Origin of the sequence: Streptomyces sp. NPDC006510 (assembly GCF_040611955.1) — a bacterium.
GTDB lineage: Bacteria > Actinomycetota > Actinomycetes > Streptomycetales > Streptomycetaceae > Streptomyces.
The window spans coordinates 89,487-109,553 of the sequence record NZ_JBEXPH010000006.1; the positions used below are offsets into that span (position 1 = coordinate 89,487).

Below are 20,067 nucleotides of genomic sequence, written 5' to 3' on the forward strand. Positions count from 1 at the left end.
GAACTCCCCAGCACTTGGCACCCGCGCACATCGTTACCATGCGTGGACGCAAGAACCGATAACCATCGACACCAGCTGACGACGACGAGGGACGGGTAAGCGCGTGGCCGAGGCGGCAGACATTCAGGGGATCGGACCCTCTCCTGCCCGCCGGTGGCTGCGGCGCACAGCCGCCCTGATCATCGGGGCGCCGCTCGTCGCAGCCCTGCTGGCCGGCCCGACCGCACCCCCGGCGCAGGCGGGCGGAACCAGCAAGGCCCCCACCGGGTCCGAAACGGTCGACGTGTCCCTGAACACCCTGGCTCCGAGCGCGCCGGCCAAGGGGGACACCCTGACCGTCTCCGGCACCGTGACCAACAGGGGCAAGGACACAATCACGGACGCCACGGTCGACCTGCGGGTGGGCCCGAAGCTCCTCAGCAGGACCGACATCGACAACGCCGCCAAGCGCACCGGGTACGTGTTCGGCAGCGACCCCGCCCCGCTCGGCGGCAAGTACACGGTGAAGGTCGCGAAACTCCCTTCCGGGATCAGCCAGGACTTCACGCTGTCCGTCCCGGTCGGCAAACTGGGGCTCGGCGACGACGGCGTCTACCAGCTCGGTGTCTCGCTGTCGGGGCAGACCTCCCGGGTCCGGTACGACCAGGTGCTGGGCATCGAGCGCACCTTCCTGCCCTGGCAGGAAGAGGAGCGCGACTCCAGGACGAAGGTCACCTATCTCTGGCCGCTCATCGCATCGGCCCATGTCACCGCCGAGACGGGCACCGACGATCAGCAGACGCCCGTGTTCACGGACGACGACCTGGCCGCCGAGCTGGCTCCGGGCGGACGGCTCGAACAGCTGGTCTCGCTGGGCAGCCGGCTGCCCGTGACCTGGGTGATCGACCCGGATCTACTGGCCAGTGTCGATGTGATGGCGGGGGAATACCGCGTCAAGTCCGGCGACACCACCGTCGCCGGGAAGAACCAGGCCGTCGCCAAGCAATGGCTCACCTCGCTCGAAGCCGCAGTGTCGGACGGGGAGGTCGTCGCGCTGCCGTTCGCCGACCCCGATCTGGCGTCCATCGCGCACCGCGGCAAGAATGTCTCCGGCACGCTCAGCCACCTGCAGACCGCCACCGAGGTGGCCGGGACGACGGTACAGACCATCCTCCATGTGAAGCCGTCGACCGACTTCGCGTGGCCCGTCGACGGGGCGATCGACCCGTCGGTCGTCGATGTCGCCACCTCCGCCGGGGCCCACAAGGTGATCGCCCGCAGCGACAGCCTCCAGGAGACCGGCGGTCTGTCGTACACGCCGACCGCTGCCCGGCCGATCGGCGGCGGCACCACCGCGGTCGTCGCCGATGCCCGGCTCTCCACGGCCTTCCAGGGCGATATGTCGAAGGCGGGGAACTCCACCCTCGCCGTGCAGAAGTTCCTCGCTCTGACTCTCGCTCTGACCGAACAGGACACGGACGCGGAGCGGAGCATCGTCGTCGCACCGCAGCGGCTGCCCACCGTGGCCCAGGCCCAGTCGATGGCCCGCGCCCTGCACGGACTCGACGACGGACGCTGGACACAGCCCCTCGGGCTGGTGGACGCGGCCGGGGCGAAGCCCGACGCGGACGCGACGACCAGCATCCCCCGGGCCTCCCAGTACCCGAGGAAGCTCCGCAGCCAGGAGCTGCCCACACAGGCCTTCCAGGACATCAAGTCCACCCAGGTCTCGCTGAACAACTTCCAGGTCATCCTCACCCAGCCCGAGCGGGTGGTGACCCCCTTCGGTAATGCGCTCAACCGGTCCATGTCGACGTCGTGGCGCGGCAGGCTGCTGGAGGCCCAGCAGTACCGGGACTCGGTCCGCAGCTATCTGCAGGACCTCACCAACGAGGTCCAGCTCATCTCGAAGTCGGACGTCACCCTGTCCGGCCGCAGCGCCACGATCCCGGTGACCGTGCAGAACAGGCTGTTGCAGGGCGTGGACCATCTCGTGCTCCGACTGAAGTCGGAGAACGCCACCCGCCTCAAGCTGAACGACGGCGGGGCCGTGGCGGAGCAGCCGATCCGGATCGGCGCCGGCCACAGCCAGTCCGTGAAGTTCGACGCGGCGGCCAACGTCAACGGCCAGGTGCAGATGACGGCGCAGCTCTACACGGAGGACGGCACGCCGTACGGCGGAGAGATGACCTTCACCGTGAAGGTCTCCGAGCTCACCCCGACCGTGCTGCTGGTCATCGCGGGCGGGTTGCTGCTCCTGGTCCTCGCGGGCATCAGGATGTACACCCATCGCAAGCGCACCAACGCGGGCGGCGCGACCGGGGACGACGGCGGTGAACCCGAGCAGCCGAGTGACCCGACCCCGGACACCGGGCCGGAAAGCGGGGAGCCGTCGGACTCGGGTGAGAAAGTGGAACGTTGAGCGATGTCTGTCGTGGCCGGTCGGCCGGGGACGATGAGGTGGGGTTTCGATGAACGCGCCGTACGACGGTGACCGCGGTCAGGGTGCGGGCGGAGCCGGGTCTTCCGGCGGACCTCCGGTGCCCCCAGGACCCGGCCCGGTTCCGCCGACGCCCGATCCGTACCTCCAGGACGCCTACGACCGCGATCCGTACCGCGCCCAGGATCTGTCCGTCCAGGACCCGGTGACCGAGGCGCTGTACGACCGTGCCGCGCACCCGCCGCCGCCCCCGGGCACCTACCAGCAGCCCCAGCCGCTCTACCAGCAGCCGCCCGCGGCCCAGTACCCGCCCGATCCGCGCATCTGGGCGCAGACCCCGCCTCCCGAGCCCGACGGCCCGTCGCGGCACCTGCCGTACGGCGACGATCCGGCGACCACCCAGTTCGTCGGGGTGGACGACCTCGTCAGCCAGGCTTCCCGGGACAACGAGCAGCCGGACGCCTTCGCACACCTCTTCCGGGACCAGGAGGGACCGTCCGGGTCCGCGCCCGTTCCGGCGGAGCCCGAGCCGGCACCGGCGCCCGCCCCGCCGAAGTCCGGCGGCCGGGCCTCCGGACTGCTGAAGTCCAGCGCGCTGATGGCGGCCGGCACGCTCGTGTCCCGCCTGACGGGATTCGTCCGCAGCCTCGTGATCACCGCCGCGCTCGGTGCGGCACTGCTCGGCGACAGCTTCACCATCGCGTACACCCTGCCCACGATGATCTACATCCTCACCGTGGGCGGCGGCCTGAACTCGGTCTTCGTTCCTCAGCTCGTCCGTTCCATGAAGGACGACGAGGACGGCGGTGAGGCCTACGCCAACCGGCTGCTGACCCTCGTGATGGTCGCACTCGGGGTGATCGTCGCGCTCGCGGTCTTCGCCGCTCCCTGGCTGATCCACATGATGTCACCGACGATCGCCAACGACGTGGCGGCCAACAGCGTCGCGGTGACCTTCGCCCGGTACTGCCTGCCGACCATCTTCTTCATGGGCGTGCACGTCGTGATGGGCCAGATCCTCAACGCCCGCGGCAAGTTCGGTGCGATGATGTGGACCCCGGTCCTCAACAACATCGTCATGATCTTCACGTTCGGCATGTTCATCTGGGTCTACGGAACGTCCGCCGAGTCCCAGATGGGTGTCCAGACCATCCCACCGGAGGGCGTCCGGCTCCTGGGCATCGGCACGCTGCTCGGTCTGGTCGTACAGGCCCTGGCCATGGTCCCGTATCTGCGCGAGGCCGGTTTCCGGTTCCGCCCGCGCTTCGACTGGAAGGGACACGGACTCGGCAAGACGGTCAAGCTGGCCAAGTGGACCGTCCTGTTCGTGCTGGCCAACCAGGCAGGTGTGATCGTCGTCACCCAGCTCGCCACGTCGGCGGGCAAACTGTCCGGCAAGGACGGCACCGGCTTTCTCGCCTACTCCAATGCCCAGCTCATCTGGGGCATGCCGCAGGCGATCATCACCGTCTCCGTCATGGCGGCCCTGCTGCCCCGCATCTCCCGCGCCGCCCACGACGACGACCCGGGTGCCGTCCGCGACGACATCTCCCAGGGGCTGCGGAACTCGGCCGTCGCGATCGTGCCGGTGGCCTTCGCCTTCCTCGCACTCGGCCTGCCGATGTGCACCCTCCTGTACGCCTCCGCAGGCACCGAGGCCGCCCGCTCCATGGGCTTCATCCTCATGGCATTCGGTCTCGGCCTGATCCCGTACTCCGTGCAGTACGTCGTGCTGCGCGGCTTCTACGCGTACGAGGACACCCGCACGCCCTTCTACAACACGGTCATCGTCGCTGCGGTCAACGCGGCCGCCTCGGCCCTCTGCTATCTGGTTCTGCCCGCCCGCTGGGCCGTGGTCGGCATGGCCGCCTCGTACGGGCTCGCCTACGCCGTCGGCGTGGGCATCGCCTGGCGGCGGCTGCGCAACCGCCTGGGCGGGGATCTGGACGGTGCCCATGTCGTGCGCACCTACGCCCGGCTGTGCCTGGCCGCGACCCCGGCAGCGGTACTCGGCGGCGGTGTGGGCTTTGCCGTTCTCATGGGCCTCGGCGAAGGCGCCTTCGGTTCACTCGCCGCTCTGATCTGCGGCGGAGCCGTACTGCTGGGTGTCTTCTTCGTCGCCGCCAAGCGGATGCGGATCGAGGAGATCAACGGCATGGTCGGCATGGTCCGAGGGCGGCTCGGTCGCTGAGGTTCATCCGCCGCACAACCATCACTGCCCCCCGCGTGTCGTGCATAGCGCCGGAGTGTGGGCACAATTGGCGTGACTGTGCAGAGCTGGCTGGCATCGCGCAACGGATGGGGAGGCAGGAACGACGGTGGCGGAACGTAGCACGGCTGCCGTCGACGTGGCCGACAACAGCGGTGATGAACCGCTGGCCGCCAAGGCGGACGAGGCCACGACCGACGGGACAGCAGAAGCTCAGGACACCACGGGCACGAAGCCGCAGGACACGGATGGTGAACACATCGGTTCCGAGGCCACCCTGCCGACCCCGGATCTGCACAGCGGGCACAAACTCGCCAGACGCTACCGGCTCGAAGAGTGCGTCACCCGTCTGGACGGATTCAGCAGCTGGCGCGCCGTCGACGAGAAGCTGCGCCGCGCGGTGGGCGTGCATCTGCTCCCCGCCGACCACCCCCGAGCCCGCTCCGTGCTGGCCGCAGCCCGCTCCTCCGCTCTGCTCGGCGACCCGCGCTTCGTGCAGGTACTCGACGCGGTGGAGGAGGACGACCTCGTCTATGTCGTCCATGAATGGCTCCCCGACGCCACCGAGCTCACTTCTCTACTGGCCGCGGGGCCGATGGACGCGCACGACGCGTACCAGCTCGTCAGCCAGGTCTCCCAGGCCATGGCAGCCGCACATCGAGAAGGTCTCGCACATCTGAGGCTGACCCCGGGTGCCGTGCTGCGAAGCTCGACCGGGCAGTACCGGATCCGCGGCCTCGCGGTGAACGCTGCCCTGCGGGGCATCACCAGCGACGGCCCGCAACGCGCGGACACCGAGGCTATCGGCGCCCTGCTCTACGCCGCCCTGACCCAGCGCTGGCCGTACGAGACCGATGCCTACGGCCTGTCCGGGCTACCCAAGGGAGTGGGGCTGATCGCCCCCGACCAGGTGCGGGCCGGTGTTCACCGCGGTCTTTCCGAGCTCGCCATGCGCGCACTCGCCAATGACGGCGCAACTGCCTCCCGGCAGGAGCAGCCGTGCACCACCCCGGACGAGCTGGCCAAGGCCGTTGCCGCGATGCCCCGCATCCGCCCTCCGGAGCCCACTTTCACGGCGCCCCCGGAGTACCAGCGCACGACCTACCAGCGAGGCACCTACGGACGCCCGCCCGCAGGCCCCGGCGCCACTCCACAGCCCGTGATCGCCGTGCCTCCGGCCCCGCTCCAGAGCCGCACCGGCAAGGTCCTCAAGTGGGCGGTGTCCGCACTGCTCATTGCCGCCCTGGGCCTCGGCAGCTGGCAGCTCGCGGAGACACTCCTCCACGGAAAAGACTCCGGGACTGAGGACACCACACAGACCACCCCGGAGAACGGCGACAACAGATCGCGCCCCGCGGCCAAACCTCTGCGGATCGCCGATGCGACAGAGTTCATGCCCAGCGGCACCGGAATAAGCGAGAAGGACGTACCCAAGGCGATCGACGGAAACCCCGACTCGGCCTGGGTCACCAAGCGGTACCTGGGCTACGCGAACTTCGGCAACCTCGCGCCCCGCAGGGACGGCAGCGGCATAGTCGTCGACCTGGGCAGCGTTCAGGACGTCGCGGGCATCAAGGCCAAGATGTACCGCAGCGGGCAGAAGGCCGAGGTGCTGGCGGCCGATCCGAGCGCTTCCGCCCCGTCGTCCCTCTCGGACTTCCCCCAGCGCCTCACGGAGCTGGGAACGGTAGGAAGCGATCTGAAGAAGACCCTCTCCAAGCCGGTGCGGACCCGCTACGTTCTGATCCATATCACCGAACTGCCGTCGGACGGAACCGGTGGCTACCGGGGCGGGATCTCGGAGATCACCGTACTCAGCTGACGGAGAGGCCGGTGGGGCGACCCCACCGGCCTCCCGCACATCCGGCGCCCCGCGACGGACGGAAGGCCGCGTTCCCGCCTCGGACGGTGCCTCTTGCGCCCTCTGCCCCCGCCCGCTCGAATCGTGATAGACAGACGCACCTTGACGCAGCGAAAGGGAGGGAGGGGAGGTGGCCGCCGAGCCGTCAGAACCACTCAGCGACTCAGACCTCCTCGCTCGCCATGTGGCCGGCGAACCGGACGCCTTCGGCGAGCTCGTACAGCGCCACCGCGACCGGCTGTGGGCCGTGGCGATACGGACCCTGGGTGACCGCGAGGAAGCCGCGGACGCCGTCCAGGACGCCCTTGTCTCCGCCTTCCGGGCCGCGCACACCTTCCGCGGCCAGTCCGCGGTCACCACCTGGCTGCACCGCATCACCGTCAACGCCTGCCTCGACCGGGTCCGCAAGGCAGCCACCCGCAGGACCTCGCCGGTCAATGACACCGAACGGTTCGAGCAACTCCTCGAACCGCACGAATCCGCGGAGGCACCGGCGGAGCGCCAGGACCTCCACCGCGAACTCCTGGCCGCACTCGCCACTCTCCCCGCCGAGCAGCGGGCCGCACTTGTCCTCGTGGACATGCAGGGCTACCCCGTGGCCGAGGCAGCACGGATCCTCGACGTACCGACAGGCACCGTCAAAAGCCGCTGTGCGCGAGGGCGGGCCCGACTGGCCCCTCTGCTCACTCACCTTCGCGGTGAGGCCGCAGGAGCCGACGAGACGGCCACGGAAAGGAACCGGACGCCGCGGGCATCCGTCCCACCGGCATCGGGGCCGAGAGATGCGGGCACAAGCGATCCCGCTGCAGTGAAGGGCGGAGGTGGGCGCACATGACATCAACGACCGACACGACCCAGCACCCGGATGTCACAGAGATCTCCGACCTGACGGAGGGGCTGCTCCCACCATCGCGTGCGGAAGAGGTACGCGACCATGTGGATGGCTGCGAACTCTGCGGTGAGGTCCATGCCTCACTCACGGAGATCCGCGAGTTGCTCGGCACCGTACCCATGCCACAGCGCATGCCGGACGATGTCGCAGACCGCATCGATGTCGCGCTCGCCGCCGAAGCGGCTCTCGGCACCACGACACCGCACGGCTCGGCACATGTTTCACGTGAAACAGAACCACCTGCAGCACAGAAGCCGAACGCAGAGCCCAGCTCCTCGGACCGTCCCGCAGGGCGACCCCGGGCGACCACCGGCCCCGGCCGCCGACCGGTCCGGCGCCGCCGCCGCACAGCCGTGCTCGGAGCCGCTCTCGGTGCAGCCGTGGTCGGCGTGAGTGTCTTCATGCTGCAGACCATCCAGTCGTCCCAGAATTCCGGGAGCCTCAAGGCGGCAGACCACAGCTCCAGCTCCGCGGCGAACGGCAGAGGAATCTTCTCGGAGTCCACGCTCGAAGGCCGGGTGCAATCGCTTCTTCTGACCGGCACCAAACCATCGAGGTCAGCAGATGGTGTGGAGGCTGAGAAGCAGGCACCATCCGTCGGGGCGCAATCGACACCCACGGACGCCCCGGGCGAGCCCGAGTCGCCACGGACGCCGTTGCGCGCACCCACCGTGGCCGTCCCGCCCTGTGTGGAACAGGGCACCGGCCGCGACGCCGCCGCCCTCGCGGTGGAAGAAGGCACCTACGAAGGCGCGGACGCCTTCCTCGTCGTCCTCCCGCACCCATCCGATGCGACCCGTGTACAGGCGTACGTCGTCGACGCGGCCTGCGTCCGGACAGAGCCCACGGGCAAGGGACAGCTTCTGCTGACCCGCACCTACGCACGCCCCTGAGAATCGCTCGGACACCGCCTCGGCACGTCGGGGAATGCATCCCCCGTAGGATCCGTTGGGTGGGGTGAGAGTCGTTGAACCGGCCCCAGTAGGCGTGGACAGTAGGCAGTCTGCAGAGACGAGGAAGAAACCCGTGAGCGACGTCCGTAATGTGATCATCATCGGCTCCGGCCCCGCGGGCTACACGGCCGCCCTTTACACCGCACGCGCCTCGCTGAAGCCGCTGGTGTTCGAGGGCGCCGTCACCGCCGGTGGCGCGCTGATGAACACCACCGACGTGGAGAACTTCCCGGGCTTCCAGGACGGGATCATGGGCCCCGAGCTCATGGACAACATGCGCGCGCAGGCCGAACGCTTCGGCGCCGAGCTCGTCCCCGACGACGTCATCTCCGTGGACCTCAGCGGAGACATCAAGACGGTCACCGACACGGCCGGCACGGTGCACCGCGCCAAGGCCGTCATCGTGACGACCGGCTCCCAGCACCGCAAGCTGGGCCTGCCCAACGAGGACGCTCTCTCCGGACGCGGTGTCTCCTGGTGCGCCACCTGCGACGGCTTCTTCTTCAAGGACCAGGACATCGCGGTGGTCGGCGGCGGCGACACCGCGATGGAGGAGGCGACCTTCCTCTCCCGGTTCGCCAAGTCGGTCACCATCGTCCACCGCCGGGACACACTGCGAGCCTCCAAGGCGATGCAGGACCGCGCCTTCGCCGACCCGAAGATCAAGTTCGCCTGGGACAGCGAGGTTGCCGGAGTGCACGGCGACCAGAAGCTGTCCGGTCTGACCCTTCGGAACACCAAGACCGGCGAGACCTCCGAGCTCGCGGTGACCGGCCTGTTCATCGCGGTGGGCCACGACCCGCGCACCGAGCTCTTCAAGGGCCAGCTCGACCTCGACGACGAGGGCTACCTCAAGGTCGACGCTCCCTCGACGCGCACCAGCCTGACCGGTGTCTTCGGCGCCGGTGACGTCGTCGACCACACCTACCGGCAGGCCATCACGGCTGCCGGCACGGGCTGCTCGGCCGCACTCGACGCCGAGCGCTTCCTCGCAGCGCTCGCCGACGAGAAGGCCGCTGCGGCCACCGTCTGAACCACGCCTCTCACCCCACACACCCCAAGCAGTTAAGGAGGTCGCCGTGGCCGGCGCCCTGAAGAACGTGACCGACGACTCCTTCGACGAGGACGTCCTGAAGAGCACGAAGCCTGTGCTGGTGGACTTCTGGGCCGCCTGGTGCGGCCCGTGCCGGCAGATCGCCCCGTCCCTGGAGGCCATCGCCGCCGAGCACGGCGACCAGATCGAGGTCGTCAAGCTCAACATCGACGAGAACCCGGCCACGGCCGCCAAGTACGGCGTCATGTCCATCCCGACCCTGAACGTCTACCAGGGCGGCGAGGTCGCGAAGACCATCGTCGGCGCCAAGCCGAAGGCCGCGATCGTCCGCGACCTCGAACCCTTCCTCGGCGAGTAGTACCGCAGCAAACCGCTGTTTCACGTGAAACGGGTCCATCCCTCGGGGGATGGACCCGTTTCACATTGTCCTGGGCTCTCGCTCACAGCGGCCTCAGCGCCGGCTCCTTCTGCACTGCGCCCAGCAGCCGGTCCAGTGCGAGCTCGACGTCTTCCTTCCAGGACAGCGTCGTACGAAGTTCCAGTCTCAATCGCGGATGAGCGGGATGTGGCCGTACGGTCTTGAAGCCGACTGCCAGTAGATGGTCCGCGGGAAGCACACAGGCCGGCTCCTTCCACCGAGCGTCGCCGAAAGCCTCGATCGCCTTGAACCCCCGACGCAGCAGGTCCTTGGCGACGGTCTGCACCATGACCCGGCCCAACCCCTGCCCCTGGTAGCCCGGCATGATCCAGGCAGTTATCAACTGCACAGCATCGGAGGAGACCGGGCTGGTGGGAAACGCGGTCGAACGCGGTACATAGGCCGGTGGCGCATAGAGCACGTAGCCCACCGGCACATCGTCGACATAGACAACGCGGCCGCACGACCCCCACTCCAGGAGAACGGCCGAGATCCAGGCCTCTTTCTCCAGCTCGGGCGTTCCCGCCTTTACCGCAGCTTCCCCGCTGACCGGATCAAGCTCCCAGAAGACACATGAGCGGCAGCGTCTGGGGAGATCGGAAAGGTTGTCCAGTGTGAGCGGTACGAGCCGACGCCCCATGAAGGCTGTTCCTCGCTTCCTTCGCCCGCCGCATCGCGTGCGACAGTCAGTGCGCTCCGTTCGAGGAGCAGGCTGCCGACGAACCCTCCGACAGCCCCCAGGCCCAGCCCCACTGTCATCAGTCGGCTGTGGCTCACTGATCGCATGGCCCTCCTTACAGAGGTGGCTCAAGCCGGATGTGCCATACCAGAACGCATCGTATCCACCCAGGGATGAAGCCGACACCGAGAGAAAGCAAAGGGCGGGCTGTGTTCCGGTAACCACCGGAACACAGCCCGCCCGACAGCCCCATCGGCAGGGTCAGCCCTCGTCGTCCTCAGCGGATTCCTCGGAGGGTCCCCGATCCAGCACGCGCCCTTCTCCCGGCGCCAAGCTGCCGAGAATGCGGTCCAGATCCTCCATCGATGCGAACTCGACGACGATCTTCCCCTTCTTCTGACCGAGGTCGACCTTCACCCTGGTCTCGAAGCGGTCCGAGAGCCGGGTAGCGAGATCGGACAGTGCAGGCGACACCCGGCCGCCGGCCCGCGGCCCCTTGGCCTTGGCGGGGCTCGTGGGACTGGAGCCCATGAGGGTCACGATCTCCTCCACCGCACGCACCGAGAGCCCCTCGGCCACAATGCGATGGGCCAGCCTGTCCTGCTCCTCCGAGTCATCCACGGACAGCAGCGCCCGCGCATGACCGGCCGACAGCACCCCGGCCGCCACCCTCCGCTGCACCGGAGCCGACAGCCTCAGCAGACGCAGTGTGTTGGACACCTGCGGGCGGGAACGCCCGATCCGGTCGGCCAGCTGGTCATGCGTGCACTTGAAGTCCTTGAGCAGCTGGTCGTACGCGGCTGCCTCCTCCAACGGGTTCAGCTGAGCCCGGTGGAGGTTCTCCAGGAGCGCGTCCAGGAGAAGCTTCTCGTCATCCGTTGCCCGGACGATAGCCGGAATCCGCTCAAGACCCGCCTCACGGCAAGCCCTCCAGCGCCGCTCGCCCATGATGAGCTCATAGCGCTCCGGCCCCACCTTCCGCACGACAACCGGCTGAAGGAGGCCCACCTCCTTGATGGAGGTCACCAACTCCGCGAGCGCGTCCTCGTCGAACACCTCACGGGGCTGGCGAGGATTCGGGGTGATGGTGCCGAGAGGAAGCTCGGCAAAATACGCCCCGGCAGGTCCCGCCGATTCGGCGACCGCTCCGGACTCCGAAATCGGCGCACTCGGCTCCGGTACAACCGGAGCACCCGCGCGAGTGGCCACCTTTGCCGCAGCCACCCCCCGCTCCGCCGTCATCACAGGACCCGCCCCAGCAGAGGTCGATCCCATCCCCGTGGACGGCACCTGCTTCTCCTGCGGAGCGGCGGGGATCAGGGCACCCAGCCCACGCCCCAACCCTCTTCGACGCTCGCTCACTGAATCCCCTCCGAAATGCTCTGCTGGCTGTTCCCGCTGCCCGGCTGGGCATGCTGGGACTCGTAGTGGACCCCGACACCCCGAAGGGCGATCTCACGCGCCGCTTCGAGGTACGACAGTGACCCGCTGGAACCCGGGTCGTAGGTCAGCACAGTCTGCCCGTAACTGGGCGCCTCCGAAATGCGCACCGATCGCGGAATGCTGGTCCGCAACACCTCCTTACCGAAGTGGCTGCGCACCTCCTCCGCGACCTGCGAAGCGAGCCTGGTCCTGCCGTCGTACATGGTGAGCAGAATCGTCGACACATGAAGATCGGGGTTGAGATGCCCCCGCACCAGGTCCACATTGCGCAGCAACTGACCCAGCCCTTCCAGCGCGTAGTACTCGCACTGGATAGGGATCAGCACCTCGGCTCCGGCCACCAGGGCATTGACCGTCAGCAGACCGAGCGAAGGCGGGCAGTCGATGAGGATGTAGTCCAACGGCTGCTCATACGCCTGGATCGCTCGCTGCAGTCGACTCTCCCGCGCCACCAGCGACACCAGCTCGATCTCCGCACCGGCGAGATCGATGGTGGCAGGGGCGCAGAAGAGGCCTTCGACGTCCGGTACGGGCTGAACCACCTCGGAGAGCGGCCTGCTCTCCACCAGGACGTCATAGATAGAGGGGACTTCGGCATGGTGATCGATACCCAGAGCCGTAGAGGCGTTCCCCTGCGGGTCAAGGTCGACCACCAGAACCCGTGCGCCATGAAGCGCGAGCGAGGCAGCAAGATTGACCGTCGTGGTCGTCTTGCCTACCCCACCTTTCTGATTGGCCACCACCATGACGCGCGTCCGGTCAGGACGGGGCAGGCCCTCGCCGGCGCGGCCAAGGGCCTCAACCGCCAGCTGGGCCGCGCGACCAATGGGTGTGTCGTCCATCGGCGGCGGTGTTTCACGTGAAACACCCTCCCCCGCCGATTCGGTTCGGGGACCGGGGACCGGATCGGTCATCGGTCCCGCGATGTTGGCGTCGGACCGCAAGGATTCACTCTCCTCGACTTCAGGCTCGCAATGAGCAGAGCCTGCCATGCTTTCGGGGTCGTGAACCAGCGAGGCCCGCTCTTCTGTGGATGAATCCGCTTCTGTGGACAACTCCGTAGCCCTAACGGGCCTGCGATGCCGCGGCGCGGCAGCCGCACGACCGCGGCTGATGATTCCCTGCAGCAGAGAGCGACGTTTCACGTGAAACACGATGCCCCTGCAGCCTGGCTACAGGGGCACGACACTCCGCATGGGCACATACAGCCACGTATCGGAAGTGCAGTCGGGAGAGCGCATACAGCCCGTAGCGCTCCGTCCCGCGGTGGGACCGGAGACGTCAGCGACGGCGCCTCGTACGGCTCGTCCTGGCAGCCTTGGCCCTCTTTGCGGCGAACCTCACACCGCCCGGACTCTCACCGACCACCACACGCACCACCGTGGACATCGGGTCGACAACGCCCTCCCCGACATGCAGCACCTCGGTCTCCACCACACCGAGCTTGCCCAGAGCCGCACGCGCCCCGACGATCTCCTCCTCGGCGGTGTCCCCCTTGAGCGCCAACATCTCGCCGTAAGGACGCAGCAGCGGAACGCCCCAGCCGGCCAGCCGGTCCAGCGGCGCCACAGCACGAGCCGTCACCACATGCACCGGCTGCAGCGAGCCCAGGACCTCCTCAGCCCGACCACGCACAACCGTCACATGGTTCAGACCCAGCAGCTCCACTACTTCCTGAAGGAAATTCGTCCGCCGGAGCAAGGGCTCCAGCAAAGTGATCTTCAGATCCGGACGCACCAGCGCCAGCGGGATACCGGGAAGGCCGGCACCCGAACCCACATCGCAGACCGTGACCCCCTCGGGCACGACCTCGGAGAGCACCGCACAGTTCAGCAGATGCCGCTCCCACAGCCGCGGCACCTCACGCGGGCCGATCAGGCCCCGCTTCACCCCGGCATCCGCCAGCAGTTCCGCGTACCGGACAGCCTCCGGGAAGAACTCGCCGAAAACCGCCCGCGCCCCTTCGGGCGCCTGGGGAAGCTCTACTTCCGCCGTCACGGGAACCGTCCTTCCATACCGCACTACCGCACTGTGGGTGGCTGATCTATCAGGCTGACAAAGATCGGCCCCGCCTGCGGACAGACGGGGCCGACAGAACCAGGGTCCGGTCAGGCCGGGAGGACGACGACGAAGCGCTCCGGCTCCTCGCCCTCGGACTCGCTGCGCAGGCCCGCGGCCGCGACCGCATCGTGGACGACCTTGCGCTCGAACGGCGTCATCGGGTCCAGCTTCACCGGTTCGCCGGTGCTCTTGACCTCGTCCGCGGCCTTGGCGCCCAGCTCGGCGAGCTCCGCCCGCTTCTTGGCCCGGAAGCCCGCGATGTCCAGCATCAGCCGGCTGCGGTCCCCGGTCTCCCGGTGAACAGCGAGCCGCGTCAGCTCCTGGAGCGCCTCCAGCACCTCACCGTCGCGGCCCACGAGCTTCTGCAGATCACGTGCCGACTCGCTGATGATCGAGACCGCGGCCCGATCCGCCTCGACATCCATGTCGATGTCGCCGTCGAGGTCGGCGATGTCGAGCAGACCCTCAAGGTAGTCCGCTGCGATCTCGCCCTCCTGCTCAAGGCGGGTCAAGGTGTCGCTGCCCTCAGCGGCCGTGGAGGTGGTGCCTTCCGTCACGGATGGACTCCTTCTTACTTCTTGGACGGGTGCTTGGGCCGCTGCGGACCCTTGCGCTGTCCGGACTTGGCTTGGCGTGAGGAGCCGGACGCGGGCTTGCCCGCCGGCTTGGGCTTTTCGTCCTGCGCTGCGTCCCGCTTCTGCAGGGAGGTCTTGGCACCCGACTCGGTGGAATCGGTGTCCTTGGCCTGCGCGGCACCGGTCTGGCGCTGGGCCTTGGTCTGGCGCTTGGGCTGCTGGCGCCGCTGCGCGGCTCCACCCTCCGCCTCGGCGACAGCGGTCTCGCTCTTGATCACGGTGCCGTCCTCCTGGGCGGCGAGGCCCAGCTTGGCCAGCCCCGTGATGAACTTCCGCTCGATGTCATTACGGTCCGGGCCCTTGGCCACGATCCGCTTGACGGTGTTGCGCCGGGTCCTGCCGCGGACTTCACCGTGAGCGGTGACGCTCTTCAGCAGACGTCCCAGGTACTGGTCCTGCGCCTTGCTGCCCGGGGTCGGGTTCTGGTTGATCACGTACATCTGCTGACCCATGGTCCAGACGTTGGTGGTCAGCCAGTAGACGAGGACACCGACGGGGAAGTTGATACCCATGACGGCGAAGATCACCGGGAAGATGTACATCAGCATCTTCTGCTGCTGCATGTACGGCGTCTTGACCGTCAGGTCGACGTTCTTGGTCATCAGCTGGCGCTGGGTGAAGAACTGCGACGCCGACATCATCACGATCATGACCGCGGTGACGACCCGGACGTCGGTCAGCGAGGCACCGAGGGCCTGGACCTTCTCCTCGCTGTCCATGAACTTGGCAGCGAGCGGAGCACCGAAGATGTGTGCCTGACGGGCGCTGTCGAGCAGCGACTGGTCGATGACACCGATCTTCTTGTTCGAGGCGATGGCCGAGAGCACGTGATACAGAGCGAAGAAGAACGGCGACTGCGCCAGGATGGGAAGGCACGAGGAGAGCGGGTTGGTACCCGTCTCCTTGTACAGCTTCATCATCTCTTCGGACTGACGCTGCTTGTCGCTCTTGTAGCGCTCCTGGATCGCCTTCATCTTCGGCTGGAGCACCTGCATGTTGCGGGTCGACTTGATCTGCTTCACGAAAAGCGGGATCAGGCAGATCCGGATCAGCACCACCAGGGACACGATGGACAGGCCCCAGGCCCAGCCCGTGTCGTCTCCGAAGATCGCCCCGTACATCTTGTGGAACTGGACGATGACCCATGAGACGGGCCAGGTGATAAAGCTGAACAGACTGGCAATCGTGTCCACTAATCAGGCTCCTTGAGCATTGGGCGAAGTCTCTGCGGCCTGACCAGGGGGTTCGGAAACCGATCCCCGGACAGGCGCATCAGCGGCGGAGTCCCCGCCCTTGCCACCGCGCATGGCATTACGCAGGAGTTCATGCCAACGCGGACGTTTGCGTGGTGGAACATGGTCCACGCCACCGGGTGACCACGGATTGCACCGCAGGATGCGCCAAGCCGTCAGCGCGGTTCCCTTGATCGCTCCGTGCCGGTCGATCGCCGTATATCCATAGTGGGAACACGACGGGTAGTAACGGCAGACAGGCCCGAGGAGTGGGCTGATCGTCCACTGGTACAGCTTGATAAGAGCCAGCAGCGGGTACTTCATCGCGCGCCCCCTCCCAGCAGCCGCTGCAGAGCGGCGTCCAGGTCTCGGGCCAGCTGTTCATGGTCGGCGTCGCCCGCACCGGGCAGCGCTCGTACGACAACCAGGCTACCGGGGGGCAGCAGGGCAAGCCGTTCGCGGACCAGGTGGCGAAGCCTCCGCTTCACCGCTGTGCGCACAACCGCTCCACCCACGGCTTTGCTGACAACGAAACCCGCACGCGGCGGGGGAGCGTTCTCCCCAGTCACGTGCGGGTCCGTTGCACCGCTGCGTAGATGAACGACGAGTAGCGGGCGGCCGGCCCGGCGTCCTCGACGTACTGCGGTCGCGAAGTCCTCGCGCCGCCTCAGCCGATTCTCGGTAGGCAGCACGTCATGACCTGTTGGCGATCAGGCGGACAGGTTGGCGCGACCCTTGCCACGGCGGGACGCGAGGATCGCGCGGCCGGCACGGGTGCGCATACGCAGCCGGAAGCCGTGGGTCTTCGCGCGACGACGGTTGTTCGGCTGGAAGGTGCGCTTGCTCACTAGGGGGCTCCAGAAATGAATCGTGTGTTGGCGGGACATCGCCTGGCTGTCACCGTGCGCCCACGAGAGACTCGCGTAAACGCTCTAGTGCACCGCTTCACAATCACAGATCGTGATCTTTGCCCATCGGAGGCAGGCGGCAGCAGCCATCGACAACTCGACCTGGTCACGGTACGCGCGGCTACGCCATCCGGTCAAACCGGCTCCACAGCACCCCACCACTGTGCACAGGCTGTGGACAACAACTTGAACCACGCGGGTCGCCCTGACTACCGTGGCTGAGTTCCGGTCTTTTCTTCCTGCCTGCCGGTCCCCACCCATCCCGTCCCGAGAACCACACATTCGTGGGACCAGCGAGAGAGCGTGCCTTGTGGCTGACGTACCTGCCGATCTTGCCGCAGTGTGGCCACGAGTGCTGGAGCAACTCCTCGGGGAGGGACAGCAGGGCATCGAGCCGAAGGACAAACAGTGGATCGAGCGCTGCCAGCCGCTCGCCCTGGTCGCCGACACGGCGCTGCTCGCCGTTCCCAATGAATGGGGCAAGCGCGTCCTGGAGGGCCGGCTCGCGCCGCTCATCAGCGAGACGCTGAGCCGCGAATGCGGCCGCCCGATCCGCATCGCGATCACCGTCGACGACTCCGCGGGCGAGCCGCCGAGCCCGCCCGCGCCTCCGATGCACCAGTCCCAGCAGCACCGCTACCAGGGGCCGCAGCACGACGAGCGGCAGCACAACGACGCCTACGACGGATACGGGCACCGGCCCTCCGACGACGGCATGCCGACCGCCCGGCCGGCCTACCCCGACTACCAGCAGCAGCGCCCCGACCCCGGCGCGTGGCCGCGTACCCAGGAGGACCTCTCCTGGCAGCAGCCCCGGCTCGGCGGATTCCAGGACCGCGAGGCTCCCGCGGAACAGTGGCGCGAGCCGTACGCCGGCGGTCGCCCCCAGCAGCCGCAGCACGACTACCGTCCGCAGCCGCCCGAGCGCCAGGGTTACGAACAGCAGCGCCCCGAGCACCACGACATGCAGGAGCCCCAGCCGCAGCACCGGCAGGGCGGCGCCGGCACCGGACGGCCCGGCGGCGCCACCGGGCCGATGGGCTCGCAGCCCGCTCCCACGCCCGGCCCCGGCGAGCCGGCGGCCCGGCTGAATCCGAAGTACCTCTTCGACACCTTCGTCATCGGCGCGTCCAACCGATTCGCGCATGCCGCGGCGGTCGCGGTCGCCGAGGCCCCCGCCAAGGCGTACAACCCGCTCTTCATCTACGGGGAGTCCGGGCTCGGCAAGACCCACCTGCTGCACGCCATCGGTCACTACGCCCGCAGCCTCTATCCGGGCACCCGGGTGCGGTACGTGAGCTCCGAGGAGTTCACCAACGAATTCATCAACTCGATCCGCGACGGGAAGGGCGACACCTTCCGCAAGCGGTACCGGGATGTGGACATCCTGCTCGTCGACGACATCCAGTTCCTGGCGAGCAAGGAGTCGACGCAGGAGGAGTTCTTCCACACCTTCAACACGCTCCACAACGCCAACAAGCAGATCGTGCTGTCCTCCGACCGGCCGCCCAAGCAGCTGGTGACCCTGGAGGACCGGTTGCGGAACCGTTTCGAGTGGGGTCTGACCACCGATGTGCAGCCGCCGGAGCTGGAGACGCGGATCGCGATCCTCCGTAAGAAGGCGGTGCAGGAGCAGCTCAACGCCCCGCCGGAGGTGCTGGAGTTCATCGCCTCCCGTATTTCCCGGAACATCAGGGAGTTGGAGGGGGCGCTGATCCGGGTCACGGCCTTCGCCAGTCTCAACCGTCAGCCGGTGGACCTCGGACTGACCGAGCACGTATTGAAGGACCTGATCCCGGGCGGCGAGGACTCGGCTCCGGAGATCACGGCGACGGCCATCATGGCCTCGACCGCGGACTACTTCGGCCTCACGGTGGACGATCTCTGCGGAACCTCGCGCAGCCGCGTGCTGGTGACGGCCCGCCAGATCGCCATGTACCTCTGCCGGGAGCTCACCGATCTCTCACTGCCCAAGATCGGCGCGCAGTTCGGCGGCCGCGACCATACGACGGTGATGCACGCGGACCGGAAGATCCGCGCGCTGATGGCGGAGCGCCGCTCCATCTACAACCAGGTCACCGAGCTCACCAACCGCATCAAGAACGGCTGACGGGTCACCGCCGCACGCGCCGCAAGGGCGCTCGAAGAGCTCTCACAGGGCTCCTCGGGCGCCCTTTTCATTGCCCGGAGACCGCCCGGAAGACCGCCCGGAGACCGTCTGTGGACCGTCTGTGGACCGTCCAGAAGCACCTCGGAGACCCGCTCGCAGACGCCTCGGAAGCCGTCCGACGACCGTCCAGGACCGCCCGACTCGCGCCCCGAGCCCCGCTGCCGACGCTCCGACGCCACCGCAGTGTTCGAATACCTGCCGCTGACCTGCCGTTCTCCACAGATCTGGGGAGTTTTTCCCCTCCACAGCCTGGGGATCCGGAAGTTGTCCATATTGCTTCCACAAGGGCGACTGCCGATACTCCATCAGGCCAGGTCAAGGGCCTGGGGATTTGTGGTCAACAGTGATCCACAGCCTGTGGACAAAATATTCGTCCACAGGGCGTGGATGATGTTGTCCACCGGCAACCCACAGACCGAGCCGTGTTGTCCCCAGCTTCCTGCTGCTTCTCCACACCTCTGTCCACTGTTCGGCAACGCGGCACCGCCTTTCACCGCGCCGAGTGAAAGGCGTCACACCAAGAGGGTCGGTTGGGCTGTGGGGAACCTGGGTAAAGCTGGGGACAGCCCTGGGGAGAAAGTGCCCTCTCCTGTGCATCGGGTGTGCAGAACTTTCCTGTGTCCACAGAAGCGCCGGGTTGTCCACCGGTGCCACCCACAGGGGCAGTGGACAAAAAACAGGACCTGACCTGCGGAAACAACGTTATCCACGGTTTCCACAGGCCCTACTACTACTGCCACACAGAGTTAGCCCGGAATCCGCTTCGAAGTGGGGCCTGTGCACAACTCGGGGCCGGAGCCCTCCGAACCTCTTGTCGCGACTTGACCCCGAGCAGCACCGAGTGTCGGTGCCGTACGTCAGACTGGTCCCCGGCGTCCTCGCTGCCTCATCGGCGGGGGACGCGATCAGACGACGAAGGCCAGCAGGGCGAGCGAGCAACAGCAGGAGGCGGTTCCGGTGAAGATCCGGGTGGAGCGCGATGTACTCGCGGAGGCTGTGGCCTGGGTGGCCCGTAGCCTCCCGGCCCGTCCGCCGGCGCCCGTTCTTGCGGGCCTTCTGTTGAAGGCTGAGGACGGGGTCCTCAGCTTCTCCAGCTTCGACTACGAGGTCTCGGCCCGGGTCTCGGTGGACGC

At 67.7% G+C, this 20,067-nt stretch carries 17 protein-coding genes and 1 pseudogene; 9 read left to right on the forward strand and 9 right to left on the reverse strand.

Annotated features, from left to right (window positions below; translation table 11 throughout):
* The first annotated feature begins 103 nt into the window (after nt 1-103).
* From ABZY11_RS03910 to trxA, 7 genes are all read left to right on the forward strand, one after another.
* Nucleotides 104-2,401 (forward strand): DUF6049 family protein, encoded by a 2,298-nt coding sequence (locus ABZY11_RS03910; protein WP_356477585.1) that lies wholly within the window; start codon nt 104-106, stop codon nt 2,399-2,401.
* A 49-nt stretch (nt 2,402-2,450) separates the two neighbouring features.
* Nucleotides 2,451-4,610, forward strand: a complete 2,160-nt coding sequence (murJ, locus tag ABZY11_RS03915) for a murein biosynthesis integral membrane protein MurJ (RefSeq protein ID WP_356477586.1) — start codon at nt 2,451-2,453, stop codon at nt 4,608-4,610.
* A gap of 127 nt (nt 4,611-4,737) precedes the next feature.
* Complete coding sequence (locus tag ABZY11_RS03920; RefSeq protein WP_356477587.1) at nt 4,738-6,450, forward strand: serine/threonine protein kinase; 1,713 nt, start codon at nt 4,738-4,740, stop codon at nt 6,448-6,450.
* A gap of 169 nt (nt 6,451-6,619) precedes the next feature.
* Nucleotides 6,620-7,324 (forward strand): RNA polymerase sigma factor SigM, encoded by a 705-nt coding sequence (sigM, locus tag ABZY11_RS03925; protein WP_356477588.1) that lies wholly within the window; start codon nt 6,620-6,622, stop codon nt 7,322-7,324.
* Nucleotides 7,321-8,274, forward strand: a complete 954-nt coding sequence (locus tag ABZY11_RS03930; protein ID WP_356477589.1) for a hypothetical protein — start codon at nt 7,321-7,323, stop codon at nt 8,272-8,274. Before sigM ends, ABZY11_RS03930 begins: the two co-directional genes overlap by 4 nt.
* Nucleotides 8,275-8,407: 133 nt before the next feature.
* Entirely contained in the window at nt 8,408-9,367 is a 960-nt protein-coding gene (trxB, locus tag ABZY11_RS03935) for a thioredoxin-disulfide reductase (protein WP_356477590.1), read from the forward strand.
* A 46-nt stretch (nt 9,368-9,413) separates the two neighbouring features.
* Nucleotides 9,414-9,746: a thioredoxin gene (gene trxA / locus ABZY11_RS03940; RefSeq protein ID WP_356477591.1), complete on the forward strand. Its 333-nt coding sequence runs from the start codon at nt 9,414-9,416 to the stop codon at nt 9,744-9,746.
* Between the two features lie 82 nt (nt 9,747-9,828).
* On the opposite strand, the gene ABZY11_RS03945 is transcribed toward trxA, so the two are convergent.
* The 9 genes from ABZY11_RS03945 to rpmH form a co-directional block, all read right to left on the reverse strand.
* A complete protein-coding gene (locus ABZY11_RS03945) occupies nt 9,829-10,446 on the reverse strand; it encodes a GNAT family N-acetyltransferase (RefSeq protein ID WP_356477592.1) in 618 nt (205 codons plus the stop codon).
* 300 nt (nt 10,447-10,746) lie between these two features.
* A complete protein-coding gene (locus ABZY11_RS03950; RefSeq protein WP_356477593.1) occupies nt 10,747-11,847 on the reverse strand; it encodes a ParB/RepB/Spo0J family partition protein in 1,101 nt (366 codons plus the stop codon).
* Nucleotides 11,844-12,920 carry a ParA family protein gene (locus ABZY11_RS03955; protein ID WP_356477600.1) on the reverse strand — a complete coding sequence of 359 codons (1,077 nt, stop codon included), beginning with the start codon at nt 12,918-12,920 and terminating at the stop codon, nt 11,844-11,846. The genes ABZY11_RS03950 and ABZY11_RS03955 overlap by 4 nt, the downstream gene beginning before the upstream one ends.
* A 289-nt stretch (nt 12,921-13,209) precedes the next feature.
* Entirely contained in the window at nt 13,210-13,926 is a 717-nt protein-coding gene (rsmG, locus tag ABZY11_RS03960) for a 16S rRNA (guanine(527)-N(7))-methyltransferase RsmG (RefSeq protein ID WP_356477594.1), read from the reverse strand.
* 110 nt (nt 13,927-14,036) lie between these two features.
* A complete protein-coding gene (locus ABZY11_RS03965; RefSeq protein ID WP_353788634.1) occupies nt 14,037-14,546 on the reverse strand; it encodes a R3H domain-containing nucleic acid-binding protein in 510 nt (169 codons plus the stop codon).
* 14 nt (nt 14,547-14,560) lie between these two features.
* The gene (gene yidC, locus ABZY11_RS03970) at nt 14,561-15,817 is read right to left on the reverse strand and encodes a membrane protein insertase YidC (protein ID WP_356477595.1); all 1,257 of its coding nucleotides are present in this window, start codon (nt 15,815-15,817) and stop codon (nt 14,561-14,563) included.
* A gap of 3 nt (nt 15,818-15,820) precedes the next feature.
* Nucleotides 15,821-16,180 carry a membrane protein insertion efficiency factor YidD gene (yidD, locus tag ABZY11_RS03975; RefSeq protein WP_326766627.1) on the reverse strand — a complete coding sequence of 120 codons (360 nt, stop codon included), beginning with the start codon at nt 16,178-16,180 and terminating at the stop codon, nt 15,821-15,823.
* A complete protein-coding gene (rnpA, locus tag ABZY11_RS03980) occupies nt 16,177-16,548 on the reverse strand; it encodes a ribonuclease P protein component (RefSeq protein WP_093895046.1) in 372 nt (123 codons plus the stop codon). Before rnpA ends, yidD begins: the two co-directional genes overlap by 4 nt.
* 18 nt (nt 16,549-16,566) lie before the next feature.
* The gene (gene rpmH, locus ABZY11_RS03985) at nt 16,567-16,704 is read right to left on the reverse strand and encodes a 50S ribosomal protein L34 (protein WP_030930485.1); all 138 of its coding nucleotides are present in this window, start codon (nt 16,702-16,704) and stop codon (nt 16,567-16,569) included.
* A 370-nt stretch (nt 16,705-17,074) separates the two neighbouring features.
* Here rpmH and dnaA point away from each other — a divergent pair, with 370 nt between their 5' ends.
* Together dnaA and ABZY11_RS03995 are read left to right on the forward strand one after the other, a co-directional pair.
* Nucleotides 17,075-18,874: a chromosomal replication initiator protein DnaA gene (gene dnaA / locus ABZY11_RS03990; RefSeq protein WP_356477596.1), complete on the forward strand. Its 1,800-nt coding sequence runs from the start codon at nt 17,075-17,077 to the stop codon at nt 18,872-18,874.
* A 1,017-nt stretch (nt 18,875-19,891) separates the two neighbouring features.
* Nucleotides 19,892-20,067: pseudogene (locus tag ABZY11_RS03995) on the forward strand (DNA polymerase III subunit beta); the annotation flags it as partial.

Excerpts from the sequence above, each read along its gene's own strand:
- yidD (WP_326766627.1), bottom strand. The coding sequence starts at position 16,180 with ATGAAGTACCCGCTGCTGGCTCTTATCAAGCTGTACCAGTGGACGATC.
- ABZY11_RS03930 (WP_356477589.1), top strand. The coding sequence starts at position 7,321 with ATGACATCAACGACCGACACGACCCAGCACCCGGATGTCACAGAGATC.
- ABZY11_RS03955 (WP_356477600.1), bottom strand. The coding sequence starts at position 12,920 with ATGGCAGGCTCTGCTCATTGCGAGCCTGAAGTCGAGGAGAGTGAATCC.
- ABZY11_RS03945 (WP_356477592.1), bottom strand. The coding sequence starts at position 10,446 with ATGGGGCGTCGGCTCGTACCGCTCACACTGGACAACCTTTCCGATCTC.
- murJ (WP_356477586.1), top strand. The coding sequence starts at position 2,451 with ATGAACGCGCCGTACGACGGTGACCGCGGTCAGGGTGCGGGCGGAGCC.